Source organism: Xanthomonas arboricola pv. juglandis, from assembly GCF_001013475.1.
GTDB classification, from domain to species: Bacteria; Pseudomonadota; Gammaproteobacteria; order Xanthomonadales; family Xanthomonadaceae; genus Xanthomonas; species Xanthomonas arboricola.
This window is the reverse complement of record NZ_JZEF01000003.1, coordinates 211,945-228,973: the sequence shown is the minus strand read 5'-3', so window position 1 is coordinate 228,973 and position 17,029 is coordinate 211,945. Positions and strand designations below refer to the sequence as shown.

General features: G+C 67.2%; 11 protein-coding genes. 3 read left to right on the top strand and 8 right to left on the bottom strand.

Going from position 1 to position 17,029, the window contains the following annotated elements; translation table 11 throughout:
- Nucleotides 1-70: 70 nt before the first annotated feature.
- The 5 genes from XARJCFBP2528_RS11785 to cysD form a co-directional block, all read right to left on the bottom strand.
- Nucleotides 71-400: a hypothetical protein gene (locus XARJCFBP2528_RS11785; RefSeq protein ID WP_016903601.1), complete on the bottom strand. Its 330-nt coding sequence runs from the start codon at nt 398-400 to the stop codon at nt 71-73.
- A 278-nt stretch (nt 401-678) separates the two neighbouring features.
- Nucleotides 679-3,804, bottom strand: coding sequence for an efflux RND transporter permease subunit (locus XARJCFBP2528_RS11780; protein ID WP_016903600.1), 3,126 nt, complete (start codon nt 3,802-3,804; stop codon nt 679-681).
- Nucleotides 3,801-4,871, bottom strand: a complete 1,071-nt coding sequence (locus tag XARJCFBP2528_RS11775) for an efflux RND transporter periplasmic adaptor subunit (protein ID WP_026064601.1) — start codon at nt 4,869-4,871, stop codon at nt 3,801-3,803. Before XARJCFBP2528_RS11775 ends, XARJCFBP2528_RS11780 begins: the two co-directional genes overlap by 4 nt.
- 260 nt (nt 4,872-5,131) lie before the next feature.
- Nucleotides 5,132-7,108, bottom strand: a complete 1,977-nt coding sequence (cysN, locus tag XARJCFBP2528_RS11770) for a sulfate adenylyltransferase subunit CysN (protein WP_016903598.1) — start codon at nt 7,106-7,108, stop codon at nt 5,132-5,134.
- Nucleotides 7,108-8,016, bottom strand: a complete 909-nt coding sequence (gene cysD, locus XARJCFBP2528_RS11765) for a sulfate adenylyltransferase subunit CysD (RefSeq protein WP_026064600.1) — start codon at nt 8,014-8,016, stop codon at nt 7,108-7,110. Before cysD ends, cysN begins: the two co-directional genes overlap by 1 nt.
- Before the next feature lie 179 nt (nt 8,017-8,195).
- Between cysD and XARJCFBP2528_RS11760 the strand changes: the two genes are divergently transcribed.
- From XARJCFBP2528_RS11760 to XARJCFBP2528_RS11750, 3 genes are all read left to right on the top strand, one after another.
- Nucleotides 8,196-10,043, top strand: a complete 1,848-nt coding sequence (locus XARJCFBP2528_RS11760) for an assimilatory sulfite reductase (NADPH) flavoprotein subunit (RefSeq protein WP_016903596.1) — start codon at nt 8,196-8,198, stop codon at nt 10,041-10,043.
- Between the two features lie 108 nt (nt 10,044-10,151).
- A complete protein-coding gene (gene cysI / locus XARJCFBP2528_RS11755) occupies nt 10,152-11,858 on the top strand; it encodes an assimilatory sulfite reductase (NADPH) hemoprotein subunit (protein ID WP_016903595.1) in 1,707 nt (568 codons plus the stop codon).
- Nucleotides 11,855-12,580 carry a phosphoadenylyl-sulfate reductase gene (locus XARJCFBP2528_RS11750; protein ID WP_016903594.1) on the top strand — a complete coding sequence of 242 codons (726 nt, stop codon included), beginning with the start codon at nt 11,855-11,857 and terminating at the stop codon, nt 12,578-12,580. The genes cysI and XARJCFBP2528_RS11750 overlap by 4 nt, the downstream gene beginning before the upstream one ends.
- A gap of 129 nt (nt 12,581-12,709) precedes the next feature.
- Here the strand turns inward: XARJCFBP2528_RS11750 and XARJCFBP2528_RS11745 are convergent, their stop codons facing one another.
- From XARJCFBP2528_RS11745 to XARJCFBP2528_RS11735, 3 genes are all read right to left on the bottom strand, one after another.
- Entirely contained in the window at nt 12,710-14,248 is a 1,539-nt protein-coding gene (locus XARJCFBP2528_RS11745; RefSeq protein WP_016903593.1) for a PepSY-associated TM helix domain-containing protein, read from the bottom strand.
- Nucleotides 14,248-16,251, bottom strand: coding sequence for a TonB-dependent receptor (locus tag XARJCFBP2528_RS11740; protein ID WP_026064599.1), 2,004 nt, complete (start codon nt 16,249-16,251; stop codon nt 14,248-14,250). Before XARJCFBP2528_RS11740 ends, XARJCFBP2528_RS11745 begins: the two co-directional genes overlap by 1 nt.
- 195 nt (nt 16,252-16,446) lie before the next feature.
- On the bottom strand, nt 16,447-16,881 hold the full coding sequence (locus tag XARJCFBP2528_RS11735) for a DUF2946 family protein (protein WP_016903591.1): 435 nt from the start codon (nt 16,879-16,881) through the stop codon (nt 16,447-16,449).
- Between the last annotated feature and the right edge of the window lie 148 nt (nt 16,882-17,029).

Below are 17,029 nucleotides of genomic sequence, written 5' to 3'. Positions count from 1 at the left end.
GTCATTGCGTGGCCAATGCGTGGGGCGCAGACGCCCCGCCCGCCTCGGCGCAGCCGCCCGCCAGCGCGCATCACGGCAGCGGCCACAGCACGAACATGTCCACCACCAGCAGCACCAGCGCAATGCTGCCGAGCAGGGCTGCGCGCAGGATCGGGCACTGCAGTGGCGCGATGCGGCGTGCCGGTTCGACCGAGCGTTGCCGGTGCGTGGCCGTCTGCACGGACGCTACTGCAGTGGCGTCGGGCGGTTGCCCTGTTCCCGGTGTCGCAGCGCGTGCCCAGAGCGCAGCGACATCGCCCACGCGCGATGCACCGCAATGCGGGCACTGCATCTGCGCAGCCTGCCCCTGCGCAAACCGCAGCGTGGATGGGTCGTCATTGACGAAAGGCAGCGTCTGCATCGCATGCACTCCTGGGCTGGATTGCGGCGTCCGGTTCGATCACGCGGCAGTGCTGCAGGCGGTGGCGAAGACGCTCCCGGCAAGAAGACACCGGGCTGCGCCGCGTCACTGCATCGATGACGCGGCCTGGCGCTGTCACGTTCGATAGACACAGCCTGCACCCCGATGTTTGGGTTTTGTTTGCGATGCAGTCAAATGCAAACGCAGCGATCGACGCCGATGCAGCAGCATCCCCGCGTCGTCGACCACCGGCAGCAGCGCACCGCTGCCGGTATCACTCAGGCGTGACCGCCTACCGACGGCGTCTGCGCCTCCAGGGTTTCCAGCTCGCGTGCCACCGCTTCGGGCGACTTGGTGAATGGCGCAATCAGGCTGTAGAACGCAGGCACCACGTACAGCGACAGCAAGGTGGACAGCGACACGCCGAAGATCACCACCACACCGATCGTGGCGCGGCTGGCCGAGCCGGGCCCGCCAGCCACCACCAGCGGAATCGCGCCGACCACGGTGGCGATCGAGGTCATCAGGATCGGACGCAGGCGCACCGATGCCGATTCCACGATCGCCTCATGCACGCTGCGGCCTTCGTCGCGCAACTGATTGGCGAACTCCACGATCAGGATGCCGTTCTTGGCCGCCAGCCCCACCAGCATCACGATGCCGATCTGACTGAACAGGTTGAGCGTGCCGCCGGTGACCCACAACCCGACCAGCGCACCCAGCACCGCCAACGGCACCGTCAGCATGATCACCAGCGGATGGGCGAAGCTTTCGAACTGCGCGGCCAGCACCAGGTACACCACCAGCAAGGCCATGCCGAAGGTCAGCAGCACCGCGCTGCCGGACTGCTGGTACTCGCGCGATTCGCCCTTCCAGTCCACCTGCGCGTACTCGGGCAATTCCTCGCGTGCGGTCTGCTGCGCCCAGGCGATCGCATCGCCGAGCGGGTAGCCCGGTGCCAGGCCGGCACTGATGGTGATCGCACGCAGGCGGTTGAAGCGATTCAAGGTGCCGGCCTCGGCCACTTCGCTGAGCGTGACCAGGTTGGACAGCGGAATCAGCTCGCCACGCGTGGAACGCACGCGGATGGCAGTGAGGTCTTCCGGCGCCATGCGGCCTTCGCGGCCGGCCTGCAGCATCACGTCGTATTCCTCCCCGTTGTCCACGAACGTGGTCACACGGCGCGAGCCCATCATCGCCTCCAGCGCGCCACCGATCGCGGTCACCGGCACGCCCAGATCGGCCGCACGCAGGCGGTCGATGTTGACGCGCATCTGCGGGCGGGTTTCCTTGTAGTCCGAGTCCGGGCCGACCAGGCCGGGATTGGCTTCCATGCGCTGCAGGATGCGATCGCGCCACTGTGCGATCTCCGCATAATCCGGCCCGCCCAGCACCAGTTGGAACGGCTGGCCGCGGCTGCGCACCAGGCCGCCGCTCACCTGCGTGCGTGCGCGCACGCCGCTGAGCACATTGAGCTTCTGCTGCAGTTCGTCGGCCACCTCGGTGGTCGGGCGCGTGCGTTTTTCCCAGTCCTGCAGGAACACGCTGACCCGGCCTGTATGCATTTCCTCGCTGCTGCCGAAGCCGCCGGGCACGCGCGGGTTGGCCCGCACGATGGGCTTGTCCGGGCCCACGTAGGGGCCGAGGATCGCCTCGACCTGATGCATCTGCCCCACGGTGTAATCGAAGCCGGCGCCTTCGGGTCCGTCGATCATGATCTGGAAATTGCCGCGGTCCTCGGCCGGCGCCAGCTCGGAGGGAATCCGGCCCATCAACCACGCGCTGGCTCCAAGTGCCAACAGCATCAGCAGCGCGAAGATCCAGGTGCGATGCACATGCCGCTCCAGCGAGCGCCCGTACGCAGCGGACACCGCCTGCATGCGGCCATCGAACCAGCGATGGAAGCGATTGGGCCTGGCCTGCCCGTGCGAGCGCAACAGCTTGGACGACATCATCGGCGTCAGCGTCAGCGCCACGAAGGCCGAGATCGCCACCGCCGCGGCCAATGCCACCGCCAGCTCGCGGAACAGGCGCCCGGTATTGCCTTCCAGAAAGCCCACCGGCAGGAACACCGCCACCAGCACCGCGGTGGTGGCGATCACCGCGAAGGCGACCTGGCCGGTGCCGCGCTTGGCGGCCACCAGTGGCGGCTCGCCCAGGTCGATGCGGCGCTGGATGTTCTCCACCACCACGATGGCATCGTCCACCACCAGACCGATACACAGCACCAGCGCGAGCAGGGTCAGCAGGTTGATCGAAAAATCGAACGCGTACAGCGCGATGAACGCAGCGATCAGGCACACCGGCACCGTCACCGCAGGAATCAGCGCCGCACGTGCGCTGCCCAGAAACACCCAGATCACCACCAGCACCAGCACCACCGCTTCGATCAGCGTGTGGTACACGCGCTCCACCGCCGCATCGATAAACGTCGTGGTGTCGAAGGCGACGAAGATGTTGGTGCCCTGCGGCAGCGACTTCTGCACCTCCTCGGCCTGCGCGCGCGCCTCACGAGCAACGTCCAGCGCATTGGCGGTGGAGTTGCGCACGATGCCAAGGCCCACGTTGGGTACGCCGTTGCTCTGGAAATAGGCGCGGCGCTCGGCCGAGGTCAGCTCGACCCTGGCCACGTCGCCCAGGCGCACCACATAGCCGCCCTCGCCCTTGCTGAGCGGCAGCTTGGCGAAGTCCTCGGGCTTGAGATAACTGCGCTCCACGCGCAAGGTGAAATCGCGCTGCGCTGATTCGATGCTGCCGGCCGGCAGCTCCACGTTCTCGTTCTGCAGCGCCGCTTCCACATCGGCCACGGTGAGTTCGCGCGCGGCCAGCTGATCGCGGTCCAGCCAGATGCGCATCGCATAGCGCTGACGTCCGCCGATACGCACCTGCGCCACGCCGTCCAGGCTGGAGAAGCGGTCGACCACGTAGCGCTCGGCGTAGTCGGACAGCTGTAACGTGTCCATCGTGCTGGAGCTCATGTTGAGCCACAGGATGGGGTCGGCGTCGGCCTCGACCTTGGAGATCTCCGGCGGGCGCGCCTGGTCCGGCATGCGATCGGAGACGCGGCTGACCGCATCGCGCACATCGTTGGCGGCCGCCTCCACATCGCGCGACTGCACGAATTCGATACTGATATCGGAAGAGCCATTGCGGCTGCGCGCCTCGATGGTCTCGATCCCTTCGATACCGGCCAGTGCGTCTTCCAGCACCTGGGTGATGCGGCTTTCCACCACCGCCGCCGACGCGCCGGTGTATTCCACATCCACCGAGACGATCGGCGGATCGATCGCCGGCAACTCGCGCAGCGTGAGCCGGGTGAACGACATCACCCCCAGCACGATCAGCAGCAGGCTCATCACCACCGCCATCACCGGGCGGGTAATGGACAGGTCGGAGAGTTTCATCGTGCTGCCTGCGGGCGCGCGGCAGATGCAGACGCGGCCTGATCGACCACCGTCAGGCCCGGACGCAACTTGCCGGTGCCGTCCACCACGATGCGCTCACCGGCCTTGACTCCCTCGAGAATTTCCACCCTGCCGTCGCGGCGCTCGCCCAGGCGCACATCGGCGCGCTCCACGCTGCTGTCGGGCTTGACCCGGAACACGTAGGATTCGCGCCCCACCTGCACCACCGCAATCTCCGGGATCACCACCGCCTGTCGCGCCGGCTGGAACAGCCGCACTTCCAGCAACATGCCCGGGCGCAGCCGGCGATCGCCGTTGGGGAAATCCGCCCGCACCGTCACCGAGCGGGTGGTCTCGTCGATGCGCGAATCGATCGCCGCCACCACGCCTTCGAACTGTTCGCCCGGATACGCCGCTGCGCTGCCATTGACGGTATTGCCGAGCTGTACCAGGCCGAACTGCGACTCCGGTACCTGGAAGTCCACGTACATGCGCGCCACATCGTCCAGCGTGGCGATCACCGTGCTGGAGGTGATCAACGAGCCCGGGCTGATCTGGCGGATGCCGAGTACGCCGGAAAACGGCGCACGCACCTCGCGGTCGGTGATCTCCGCGCGCATCTGCTGCACGCGCGCCTGCGCCGCATCGCGCAAGGCGCGTTGCGTATCGACGGTGGATTTGGCGACCAGCTGCTGGCCAACCAGACTCAACTGGCGTCGATACAACTGGTCGGTTTCCTCGAAGGTGGCCTGGGCGGCCGTCAGCGCCGCCTGCTGCGAATTGCCGCGCAGCCGCAGCAGCAGTTGCCCGGCCTTGACCTCGTCGCCACTGTCGAAATTGACCTGCTCCACCACATCGCTCACCGCCGCAGTCAGTGCCACCGATTCGCGCGCGCGCACGGTAGCGATCGACTGCACGGTCGAGTTCCAGGGCTGGGTGGTCACCGCCTGCACAGAGACCGGGATGGGCTTGGCGGCGGCCGGCGCGGCGGCCTGACGGCTGCAGCCGGCCAGCGCGACGGCCAACATGAGCACTGCGCTGAAACGCGCGCTGGGTCGAACAAGCATCGGAACATCCTGGCAGGGTACGTCGAAAGTTTAACGACCTAGCCGCCATGGAGTTGACAGAAAGGGCGTGCTTTGCACCATGACCAAAGACCCTTGCTGTCGTCGGCGCGATGCACTGGCCAGCGCAGCCACCGACACGGCGGCGTGGCTGCCGGACGGACGCGGCCACCGCTCGGCCGCTGCATGCACGCATTCATGCATGACGGCTTCGCGTTGCCCACACCCACCTGACGCCTGCCGCTATGTCCTGTCAGCCCCGCTCAGCGTTCCAGCCCGAGAAACTCGAGCACATGACGCGCCAGCGCCTCTACGTTCTCACCATCGGCGTGAAGATGGACCTCCGGCGCCTCCGGCGCCTCGTAGGGCGAATCGATGCCGGTGAAGTTGGGAATCTGCCCAGCCCGCGCCTTGCGGTACAGCCCCTTCACATCGCGCGCCTCGGCGACCGCCAGCGGCACGTCCACGAACACCTCGACGAATTCCCCGGCGTCGAAACGCTCGCGCGCCAGTTGCCGCTCTGCGCGAAACGGCGAGATGAAGCTCACCAGCACGATCAGGCCGGCATCGGCCATCAGCCGCGCCACCTCGGCCACGCGGCGAATGTTCTCCACGCGGTCTTCGTCGGTGAAGCCCAGATCGCGGTTGAGCCCGTGGCGCACGTTGTCGCCGTCCAGGATGAAGGTGTGATAGCCCAGCGCATGCAGGCGCTTGTCGACCAGGTTGGCGACCGTGGACTTGCCCGCGCCCGACAGGCCGGTGAACCACAGCACGCGCGGGGTCTGGCCCTTGATGCGCGCGCGGGCGGCGCGGTCCACGTCCAGATGCTGCCAGTGCACGTTGCCGGCGCGGCGTAGCGCAAACTCCAGCGTGCCGGCGGCCACGGTCGCATTGCTCTGCCGGTCGATCAGGATGAAGCCACCCAGCACGCGGTTGCGCGCGTACGGCGAGAACGCGATCGGCTCGTCCAGCGCCAGATTGCAGTAGCCCACCTCATTGAGCTCCAGCCGCTTGGCAGCCAGCCGCTCCTGCGTGTTCACATCGACCTTGTGCTTGATCTCGCTGATGCTCGCAGTGACCGTGCGCGTACCGATCTTGAGCCAGTACGGGCGCCCCGGCAGCAAGGCGGCATCGTCCATCCACAGCAGATGCGCGGCGAACTGGTCGGCCACTTCCGGCGGGTCGTCGACGGCGGCAATGATGTCGCCGCGGCTGATATCGATCTCCTCGCGCAAGGTCAGCGTGACCGCCTGGCCGGCGCGTGCGCTGTCCACCTCGCCGTTGGCATCCAGCACCGATGCCACCTGCGTGCGGCGCCCGGACGGCACCACCACCACGGCATCGCCCACCCGCACCTGCCCGGCGGCGATGGTGCCGGCGTAGCCACGGAAGTGCTGATGGGGGCGATTGACCCACTGCACCGGCAAGCGGAAGCCGCTGCCGGCTTCCGGCGTCTCCACGTGCACGGTGTCGAGATGCTGCAGCAGATGCGGGCCGCGGTACCACGGCATCCGTGCCGATGGGCTGGACAGATTTTCGCCAGCCAGTGCCGACAGCGGAATGCACTGCACATCGGCGATGCCCAGCTGCGCGGCCAGCGCGCGGTAGCCCTCGGCGATGTCGGCGAAGACCTGCGCGTCGTAGTCCACCAGGTCCATCTTGTTGACCGCCAGCACCACATGGCCGATGCCCAGCAGCGACACGATGTAACTGTGCCGGCGCGTCTGCGCCAGCAAGCCCTTGCGCGCATCCACCAGTACCACCGCAACATCGGCAGTGGAAGCGCCGGTGGCCATGTTGCGCGTGTACTGCTCATGCCCGGGGCAGTCGGCGACGATGAACTTGCGCTGGTCGGTATCGAAATAGCGGTACGCCACATCGATGGTGATGCCCTGCTCGCGCTCGGCGGCCAGCCCATCCATCAACAACGCATAGTCGATACCCTCGCCCTGCGTGCCATGCCGCCGGCTATCGCTCTCCAGCGCGGCAAGCTGATCGTCGAACAGGCGCTTGCTGTCGTACAGCAAGCGCCCGATCAAGGTGCTCTTGCCATCGTCCACGCTGCCGCAGGTGATGAAGCGCAGCAGCGGCTTGGCTTCGTGTTGATGCAGGTAGGCGCTGATCGCGCTGGGAATCGGGAGTGGGGAATCGGGAATCGCAAAGGCGCCCTCCTCCGTCGTAACGTCTGCAGCAAACTGCTGTTGCGAATCCCCAATCCCGAATCCCGATTCCCTGCCCATCAAAAATACCCCTCAAGCTTCTTCTGCTCCATCGACGCACCCGGCGCATGATCGATCATGCGGCCCTGGCGTTCGGAGCTGGTGCTGACCAGCATTTCGGCGATCACCGCTTCCAGCGTGTCTGCGGTCGATTCGATCGCGCCGGTGAGCGGATAGCAGCCCAGCGTGCGGAAGCGCACCGAGCGCAGTTGCGGTGTCTCGCCGTCGTTTAATGGCAGGCGGTCGTCGTCGACCATGATCCAGGCGCCGTCGCGCTCCACCACCGGGCGCGGCGCAGCGAAATACAGCGGCACCACCGGTATCCGCTCGCGGTAGATGTACAGCCAGATATCCAGCTCGGTCCAGTTGGACAGCGGAAACACGCGTACGCTTTCGCCGGGTTTGGTGCGCGCGTTGTACAGATTCCACAACTCCGGGCGCTGGTTCTTGGGGTCCCAGCGATGACGCGCGTTACGGAACGAGAACACGCGCTCCTTGGCCCGCGATTTCTCCTCGTCGCGGCGCGCCCCGCCGATCGCCGCGTCGAAGCCGCCCTGCTCCAGCGCCTGCTTCAGGCCCTGGGTCTTCATGATGTCGGTATGCACCGCCGCGCCGTGGCTGATCGGGCCGACGTCCTGGGCGATGCCGTCGGGGTTGATGTGCACGCGCAGGTCCACGCCGGTCTCGGCCGCGCGGCGGTTGCGGAAGGCGATCATCTCGCCGAACTTCCAGCGCGTGTCCACATGCAGCAGCGGGACCGGTGGCGGCGACGGCGCGAACGCCTTGAGCAGCAGATGCAGCAGCACCGAGCTGTCCTTGCCCACCGAATACAGCATCACCGGGGCCCGGAATTCGGCGGCGACCTCGCGCAGGATGTGGATGCTTTCGGCCTCGAGCCGATCCAGGTGTGACAGGGGCAGCAGAGTCATCAGGGTGTCGTGGGCGTCGGCGGGCAGACCAGCCGATGGTAGGGCAAGGCGCCGCAGTGTGTAGCGCGGGCCGCCCGCACCCAAATAAGCGGCCGGCATAACGCGATAACGGCTCATCCTTTCTGGCCGCGGCAACGCTTCCCTAACATCACTGGTCTCATCAACCGCCCTGGATCCGAATGACCGCCGCCAGTTCCGCGCTACCGCCCAGCCCCTTGCCCGACGAGCGCAAGGCGCTGCTGGAACGGTTGGTCGACGGCCTGGATGCCGCATCGCTGTGGTGGCTGTCCGGCTACACCGCCGGGCTGGCACAAGGCCAGCCGCCGCGCTCGCTGGCGGTGTTGCCGGGCGGCCAGCCGCACGCGCCGGCACAGGAAGCCCAGCGCCTGACCGTGCTGTACGGCAGCCAGACCGGCAATGCACGCCGGGAGGCCGAGCAGCTGGCAGCCGAGGCCGAGGCCGCCGGCCTGAGCGTGCGTCTGCTGCGTGCCGATCAGTACCCCACCCGCGAGCTGGCCAGCGAGCGACTGCTCTACGTGGTCATCAGCACCCAGGGCGAAGGCGACCCGCCGGACGACGCGATCGGGCTGGTGGAATTCCTGGCCAGCCGCCGCGCGCCCAAGCTGCCCGAGCTCAAATACGCGGTGCTCGGCCTGGGCGACTCCAGTTACGCGGATTTCTGCGGCATCGCACGCCGCATCGACGACCGTCTGACCGAACTTGGCGGCAGCCGCGTACAGCCGCGTGGCGAAGCCGACCTGGATATCGACAGCGTCGCTGCGCCCTGGCGCACGCAGGCGCTCAAGCATGCACGCGAGCAGCTCAGGAGCGGCCCGCCATCGGCCACCATCACGCCGTTGCGCAGCAGTGCAGCCGCACCGGCCTGGTCGCATCAGCAGCCCTTCCCTGCCGAATTGCTGGCCAACCAGATCGTCAGCGGGCGCGACTTCAAGGGCCCGCAGTTCCGCGTCTACGCCCTGCCGAGCAAGCGCGTGCGCCATCTGGAATTTTCGCTGGAAGGCAGCGGGCTGAGCTACGAGCCCGGCGATGCGCTGGGCATCCGCCATCGCAATCCGCCTGCGCTGGTGGATGCGGTGCTCGAAACGCTGCGCCTGGATGGTCATGCCGCGGTCACCGTCGGCGAAGAGACTCTGGCCCTGCACGAGTGGCTGGCCACCCGGCGCGAACTGACCAAGCTGTCGCGGCCGCTGCTGGCCGCCCATGCCGAGCGTGCGCGCGCCGACGAGCTGCAAGCGCTGCTCACCCCGACCCAGACCGCCGGCCTGGCGTCATTGCTTGCCGATCACCAGCTGATCGACGTGCTGCGACGCTGGCCGGCGGATTGGGACCATGCCGGCCTGCTGGCCGCGCTGCGTCCGCTCACCCCACGCCTGTACTCGATCGCCTCCAGCCGCAAGCGCGTAGGCGAGGAAGTGCACCTGGTGGTGCACGAACTCACCTACCAGGCGCACGGGCATGCGCACCTGGGCTCGGCCAGCGGCTTTCTGGCCGCATTGCGCGAAGGCGACACCGCACCGGTCTACATCGAGCCGAACGCGCGCTTCCGGCTGCCGGCCGATACCGATCGCGACATCCTGATGATCGGCCCGGGCACCGGCGTGGCGCCGTTCCGCGGCTTTGTGCAGGAGCGCGCCGAAACCGGCGCCAAGGGCCGCAACTGGCTGTTCTTCGGCGCCCAGCATTTCAATACCGATTTCCTGTATCAGGCCGAGTGGCAGCAGGCCTTGCAGCGCGGCGAACTGCACGCGCTGGAAGTCGCGTTCTCGCGCGACCAGGCCGAAAAGATCTACGTGCAGCATCGCCTGCGCGCGCGCGGCGCCGAGGTCTACGCCTGGCTGCAAGGCGGTGCGCATCTGTACGTGTGCGGGGCGATCGGCATGGGCAAGGACGTGCACGCCGCCCTGCTCGACATCGTCGCCACCCACGGCGCCGTGGATGCAGAAGCCGCCGCGGCGTATCTCACCCAGTTGCAGGTGGAGGGGCGGTATGCGCGTGATGTCTATTAGTGCTGGGAATCGGGATGGGGGAATCGGGAATCGGAACAGCCCGCAACTGACCTTTCCTGGCAGACCAAGCCGCTTTTTTCGATTCCCCATTCCCGACTCCCGATTCCCATGACTCACTCCGTCGAAGACATCAAATCCGAAAGTCGCCGTCTGCGCGGGTCGCTGGAACAGAGCCTGGCCGATGCGGTGACCGGTGCGTTGCGCGAGGACGATCAGACCCTGATCAAGTACCACGGCAGCTATCAGCAGGACGATCGCGACATCCGCGATGAGCGGCGTCGGCAGAAGCTCGAACCGGCGTACCAGTTCATGATCCGCACCCGTACGCCGGGTGGAGTGATCTCGCCCACGCAGTGGCTGGCGCTGGATGGCATCGCCACGCGGTACGCCAATCATTCGCTGCGCATCACCACGCGCCAGGCGTTCCAGTTCCATGGCGTGATCAAGCGCGAACTCAAGGCGACCATGCAGGCGATCAACGCCACCTTGATCGATACGCTGGCCGCCTGTGGCGATGTCAATCGCAATGTGCAGGTCGCGGCCAATCCGCTGCTGTCGCAGGCGCATGCCACGCTGTATGCCGATGCCGCGCGGGTGTCCGAGCATCTGTTGCCCAACACCCGTGCGTATTACGAGATCTGGCTGGACGAAGAGCGCGTGTCAGGCTCCGGCAACGAAGAAGAGCCGATCTACGGCGACCGTTACCTGCCGCGCAAGTTCAAGATCGGTTTCGCCGCACCGCCGCTCAACGATGTGGACGTGTTCGCCAACGACCTGGGCTTCATCGCGATCCTGCACAACGGCGAGTTGCTCGGCTACAACGTCAGCATCGGCGGCGGCATGGGCGCCAGCCATGGCGATGCGGAAACCTGGCCGCGCGTGGCCAATGTCGTCGGGTTTGTCACCCGCGATCAGTTGCTGGAGGTGGCCACCGCCGTGGTCACCACCCAGCGCGACTTCGGCAACCGTGCGGTGCGCAAGCGCGCGCGCTTCAAGTACACCATCGACGATCACGGCCTGGACACCATCGTGGCTGAGATCGAACGTCGTGCTGGCTTTGCGTTGCAACCCGCCAGGCAGTTCGCGTTCGAGCACAACGGCGACCGCTACGGCTGGGTCGAGGGCGACGATGGTCTGTCGCATCTGACCCTGGCCCTGCCTGCCGGGCGCATTGCCGATACCGACACCGCTGCGCACCTGAGCGGCCTGCGGGCGATTGCGCAATTGAACGTCGGCCAGTTCCGCATGACGCCCAACCAGAACCTGGTCATCGCCGGCGTGCTGGCCAGCGAGCGTGCGCGCGTCGATGCCCTGGTCGCGCAATACAGCCTGGATGCCGGCAATCGCGCGCCCACCGCGCTGGCACGCGGCGCAATGGCCTGCGTGTCGCTGCCGACCTGCGGCCTGGCGATGGCCGAGGCCGAACGCTACCTGCCCGATTTCAGCGCGGCCCTGCAGCCGGTGCTGGAGCAACACGGACTGGCCGACACCCCGATCGTGCTGCGCCTGTCCGGCTGCCCGAATGGCTGCTCGCGCCCGTATCTGGCCGAGATCGCGTTGGTGGGCAAGGCACCCGGCCGCTACAACCTGATGCTGGGCGGCGACCGCCGCGGCCAGCGCCTGAACACGCTGTACCGCGAAAACATCACCGAAGCGGACATTCTCGCCGCACTGGAACCGCTGCTGGCGCGCTATGCGGCCGAACGCGATCAGGCCGGAGACGAAGGCTTCGGCGATTTCCTGCATCGCAGCGGCCTGATCGCGCTGCCGCCCTACCCCACACACCGTCACCTCGACCTGGAATTGCTCGCATGACCGCGCTGCCCGCTGCATCGATCACTGCGTCCGCGCTGGACGACCTGGACGCGCTCAACGCGCAACTGGAAGGTCTGCGCGCCGACGAGCGCGTGGCCTGGGCACTGCAACACGGCCCGCAGGAGGCGGCACTGTCGTCCAGCTTCGGCGCGCAGTCGGCGGTCACGCTGCATCTGCTCACCCAACAGCGCCCGGACATTCCGGTGATCCTGATCGATACCGGCTACCTGTTCCCGGAAACCTACCGGTTTGCCGACGCGCTGGCCGACCGGCTCAAGCTCAACCTCAAGGTGTACCGCCCGCTGGTCAGCCGTGCCTGGATGGAAGCGCGCCACGGCCGCCTGTGGGAACAGGGCATGGTCGGCATCGACCAGTACAACAACCTGCGCAAGGTCGAACCGATGCGCCGCGCGTTGGACGAGCTCAACGTAGGCACCTGGTTCACCGGCCTGCGCCGCAGCCAGTCCGGTGGCCGCGCACAGACGTCGATCGTGCAAAAGCGCGGTGAGCGCTACAAGGTCAGCCCGATCGCCGACTGGACCGACCGTGACGTGTGGCAATACCTGCAGGCGCACGACCTGCCCTATCACCCGCTATGGGAACAAGGCTACGTGTCCATCGGCGACTTCCACACCACACGCCGCTGGGAACCGGGCATGCGCGAGGAGGACACGCGCTTCTTCGGGTTGAAGCGCGAATGCGGCATCCACGAGGACATCTGAGCGCGGCGCAGCGCGCGCTCGCTACGAAGCAGGCCTGCACCACTACGCGTCGAGTTTGCCGGTGGGCACACCGCGAAGCGCATCCCTGACTCGGCGCGTCCGCAGCGCATTGAGGTGACGCGCACGTGCTCATGGTGCGGGAACACGTGCCTGATTGCGCTGCATCCAGTAGCGGTCGGACAGCCACATCAGCAATAACGACACCCCGACCAGCGGGAAGATCAGCCCGCAGATCATCAGCAGCACCAGCAGACCGCGCAGCGTGCGCGGATCGGCCGGCAACGGCGGCACGCCCAGGCCGCCGACCGGGCGACGCTTCCACCACATCACCGCCGCGCTCACGCACAGCAGCACGATCGCCGCGCAGGCCAGCAACAGGATCACCTGATTGGCAGTGCCGTATTGCTGGCCCAGATGCACATTGATGCCCCACTCCAGCGCGCGTCCCACTGGCCCGTAATCGCGATAGCGCATGTCCAGCAGCACCGCGCCGCTGTACTGATCCAGATGGATCACGCGCTGGCGCTGCAGGTCGGCCGGATAGACCGAGGCGGTATACACCCCGGTGGCGCCACGCGGTGGCGAGACGCTGTAGCCCGGCACGATGCCGAGCGCATCGAACCGCGCCATCGCCGCATCCAGCCCGATGGCGCCGTGACCGGGCGCAGCGACATTGCCGGTGCCGCCGTGCGCGGCATGTTCCGACTGCATTGCATGTTCTGACGGGCTTGGCTGTTCCGCGTGTTCCGAATGTTCTGAATGTTCCGCACCCGACAGCGTCACACCCACCCGCCCGTCATGCAGACCCTCATCCACCCCCGCGGCTCCACGGCCAGGCACCACAGACTCCGGCACACGCGCCTGCCGCAAAGACCACGCCGGATCGGTCGTCTCGGACAAACGCTGTTGCGACATCGGCTGCTGCACCCGCACACCGGCCGGATACCCGAAATCCTGCCCATTGACCCAGCGATTGACCTGCGCGCCCCACAGCCACGACCACGGCATCCCGGTGAGCGCCAGGAACAGCAATATCGCACCGACGCTGGCACCGGTGACCGCATGCAGATCGCGCCAGAACAGCCGCTGCCCCGGCGTGCCGCGCACGCTGACCACGCCGCCGCGGCGCCCGCGCGGCCACCACAGATACACACCGGTCAGCACCAGCACGATCGCCCAGCCCGCCGCCATTTCGATCAAGCCGCGCGCAAGCGGCCCGATCAACTCGAGACTGTGCAGCCGGCGGATTGTCCAGGCCAGGGTGCCGTGCTCGGGCAGCGCACCGAGCACGCGTGCGCGATACGGGTCGACATACACCACCTGCCGCACCGCGTGCGTGTCCACCAACCCGATCTCGGTACTGGCATCGGCGCGTGCGGGCGTGGTGTAGCGAAACAAGCTGCCGCCATACCTGCGCTGCGCCGCATCGACGAGGCGTTGCGCAGACACCCGCCGCTCGCCCACCGGCACGACCTTCAAGCCATGGTGCACGCTGCGGTCGATCGCATCCTGGTACAGGAATGCCGCACCGGTCAGCGCCAGCCAGACGATGAAGGGCAGCACCAGCAAACCGGCGTAGAAGTGCCAGCGCCACACCGCGCGATAGAAACGCCAGCGGCCATCCCGGGGCGGATCGGTGACGCGGCCATCGCCCATGATTGCGCGCATCAGAAGCTCCAGTCCCAGGACAGCGACAACGCACGTCCATCGCCCGGCGAATAGCCGGAACTACCGGTGTCGTACCACGCATACACGTACGCGCGATCGGTGACATTGCGCAGCTGCAGGCTGAGCGCGTTGCGTGCGTCAAGGTTCCAGCGTGCGCCCAGATTGAGCAGGGCGTAACCACCGGTGCGCCCCAGCGTATTGCTGCGCTCCAGATAATAATCGCCTTGCGCATTGCCCCAGGCGCTCAGCTGCACGGCCGCGGTGAGCTGCCATTCCAGCCCGGCGGTGGCCAGCCAGTGCGGCACGTTTTCGATCTCCTTGCCGCGCGTGGCCGGCGCACTCGGGTCCGGCGTGGCGATGCTGGCCTTTTGCCGCGAATACGACATCCAGGCCCGCCAGTGTTCGGCCGGCTGCAGGTTCAGTTGCGCATCCCAGCCGCGTCGCAGCGTGCGCCCGACATTGGCCACATCGCCGACACCGGCCACGCCATTGACGCCCAAGATGGTGGCGACTTCGCCGGAAGCGCGTTGCTCCCAATACGCCAGGCGGCCGTCCATCACCGCCGATGGCGCGAACTTGAAACCGGCCTCCCAGCCGTCGTTGATCGACGGGCCGAGATTTGCCGGCTGGCGCCGATACGCGCCATCGCCGCTGCCGATCTGGAAGCTGCGCCCCCAGTTCGCGTACACGCTGCTTTGCCCGGCCAGCCGATAGCTGGCACTGAACTTGGGCTGCTTGATGGTGCCGTAGTCGTACGTCGGTGCGTAAATGCCGGCACGCACATCGTGCAGTTGCCCATCGACACGGTCGATGCGATAGCCCGGCACCAACTGCAGCCGCTCGACCGGGGTCAGCACCGCCTGTACGTAGGCCCCGCGCGTGCGCAGGTCGTAATCCCAATCGCGCAATTGCGCGCCGCGCGCCCGGGCCACGGTGCGGTAGCGCTGCGACTGATTGTCCTGCCACTGCGCATCCACGCCGGCTTCCAGATTGGCCGCCAGCGCGCCCCAATCCGGCTGCCAATTGCCGCGCAACAGCAGGCCGCGGTGGGTCTCGTCGGTATCGCGCTCCTGCTGCAGGCCGGCTGCGGAAAAGCGCACCCAGCGCCGATTGCGGTAATCGTTCTGGTAGGCCTTGGCGCTCCACTGCGCAGCGGCGCCCAGCGTGCCGTCCGCGTGCAACGCGGTCTGCCGCAGCTGGCGTTCGCTGCGATCGTCCTGCGCATACGCCGGAGAACTGCGTGGCGCCGCGCGTGCGCTGGCCGCATCCAGATAGCCGGCTTCCAGTGCGTGATTGTCGTAGTAACGCGTGGTGAGCCCGGCACGGAAGCCGCCATCGGGGTCGGTATAGAACCACTTGCCGGCCACGCTGCGTTTGCGCGCGTCGACGTGTTCGCGATAACCATCGGAATCGCGCCAGGCCAGCACATAGTTCTGGCTCCATGCGCCATGTTCGAAGCCCTTGCCCAACTGCACCTCGCGCGCACCGAAACTGCCCGCCGTCACGCTCAGACGGCCATCGTTGCCGCCGGTACGGGTCAGCACATCCACGCTGCCGGCGATCGCATGCAGACCGTAGCGTGCATCGTTGGTGCCGCGCACGATCTCGATCGCGCTGATGTCCTGCGCAAAGACCGCATCCAGATACGGCACGCCGCCGGCATTGTCGTTGCTGGGGATGCCGTCGATCAGCAGCTTCACCGCATTGATGCGCCCCTCGCCGTTGAAACCACGGAACGAGAACCGCCCCGCATCGGTGCCCATGCGGAACTGGGCGACCTGCACGCCCGGCGCACGCATCAACAGCTCCCAGCTGTAGTCCACGTGTTGATCGTGCAGCAGCTCGCCACCGATCACATCCACCGAACTCAGCACGCGTGCCGTGCTCGGGCTGCGCTGGGGTTGCGCGCTCACCTGCACCTTGCCCAGGGTCAATGCCGCATCCTGCGCCTGCACAGTGCAGGCAGGCCCCCACACCAGCGCCAACGATGGCGCGTACCACAGCGTTTTCAATAATCGCAACCACATGACCAACCCTTCGCCGTGCCGGCACGGCAACACCGCCGTGCGCCGCGGCAACACAGCGGGCACAGGCATCACTTCAGGAGAGCGGGTCGTCCATGCAACTGCATGCAGGCGCGCCCGAAGATCGGGCACGCAATCGCTACAACGCAACGGACGCCCGCGATGGGGCCAGACTCACGCGTGCAGCGGCGGCCCACGTGCCCCGAGTGCGGCCCAACGCAGCATCGATGCTGCGCGCACCTGCCTATGCGCCGGCGCCGGCGCCGGCCGCGCTTGTAGCAGGCATAGCACCAGCAAGGCCAGCCACGGCAGCAGACGCGCGGCCAGCACGCAGTAATCGCAGGCTTCACCATGCGCGCCTGCGTGGTCGCCGGTGTGCGGCTTGGCGGGCGATGCAGCGGCGGCGTGATGGTGCGCGGCCGTCTGCGCCGGCACGGCCTGATGGTCCGCATGCAGCGACCCACCGGCGTCCAGCGCCGGCCCGCTCATGCACATCGGCTCGAGCGACTGCGCCTGGCTCCAACGGCTGATTAGCGGCGCCACCAGCATCAGCAGCACCGCCAGACAGGCAAGCAGATGCAGGCAAGGGCGGCGGCGGAGCGAAGGCATTGCGCGAGTGTAAGCCGCCGCATGCCGCAGGGGCGATGGTGGCGGCCGGTGCGCGACCGCATGTCGCACCCGTCAGCAGCGGTCGACCTGCCGGACAGAATGCCCAGTGACGCGCGTTCTGGTCGGGCGACATCTGCCGGCCTGATCG

Excerpts from the sequence above, each read along its gene's own strand:
- XARJCFBP2528_RS11745 (WP_016903593.1), bottom strand. The coding sequence starts at position 14,248 with ATGCGCGCAATCATGGGCGATGGCCGCGTCACCGATCCGCCCCGGGAT.
- XARJCFBP2528_RS11780 (WP_016903600.1), bottom strand. The coding sequence starts at position 3,804 with ATGAAACTCTCCGACCTGTCCATTACCCGCCCGGTGATGGCGGTGGTG.
- cysI (WP_016903595.1), top strand. The coding sequence starts at position 10,152 with ATGACTCACTCCGTCGAAGACATCAAATCCGAAAGTCGCCGTCTGCGC.
- XARJCFBP2528_RS11785 (WP_016903601.1), bottom strand. The coding sequence starts at position 400 with ATGCAGACGCTGCCTTTCGTCAATGACGACCCATCCACGCTGCGGTTT.
- cysD (WP_026064600.1), bottom strand. The coding sequence starts at position 8,016 with ATGACTCTGCTGCCCCTGTCACACCTGGATCGGCTCGAGGCCGAAAGC.
- XARJCFBP2528_RS11760 (WP_016903596.1), top strand. The coding sequence starts at position 8,196 with ATGACCGCCGCCAGTTCCGCGCTACCGCCCAGCCCCTTGCCCGACGAG.
- XARJCFBP2528_RS11735 (WP_016903591.1), bottom strand. The coding sequence starts at position 16,881 with ATGCCTTCGCTCCGCCGCCGCCCTTGCCTGCATCTGCTTGCCTGTCTG.
- XARJCFBP2528_RS11750 (WP_016903594.1), top strand. The coding sequence starts at position 11,855 with ATGACCGCGCTGCCCGCTGCATCGATCACTGCGTCCGCGCTGGACGAC.
- cysN (WP_016903598.1), bottom strand. The coding sequence starts at position 7,108 with ATGGGCAGGGAATCGGGATTCGGGATTGGGGATTCGCAACAGCAGTTT.
- XARJCFBP2528_RS11775 (WP_026064601.1), bottom strand. The coding sequence starts at position 4,871 with ATGCTTGTTCGACCCAGCGCGCGTTTCAGCGCAGTGCTCATGTTGGCC.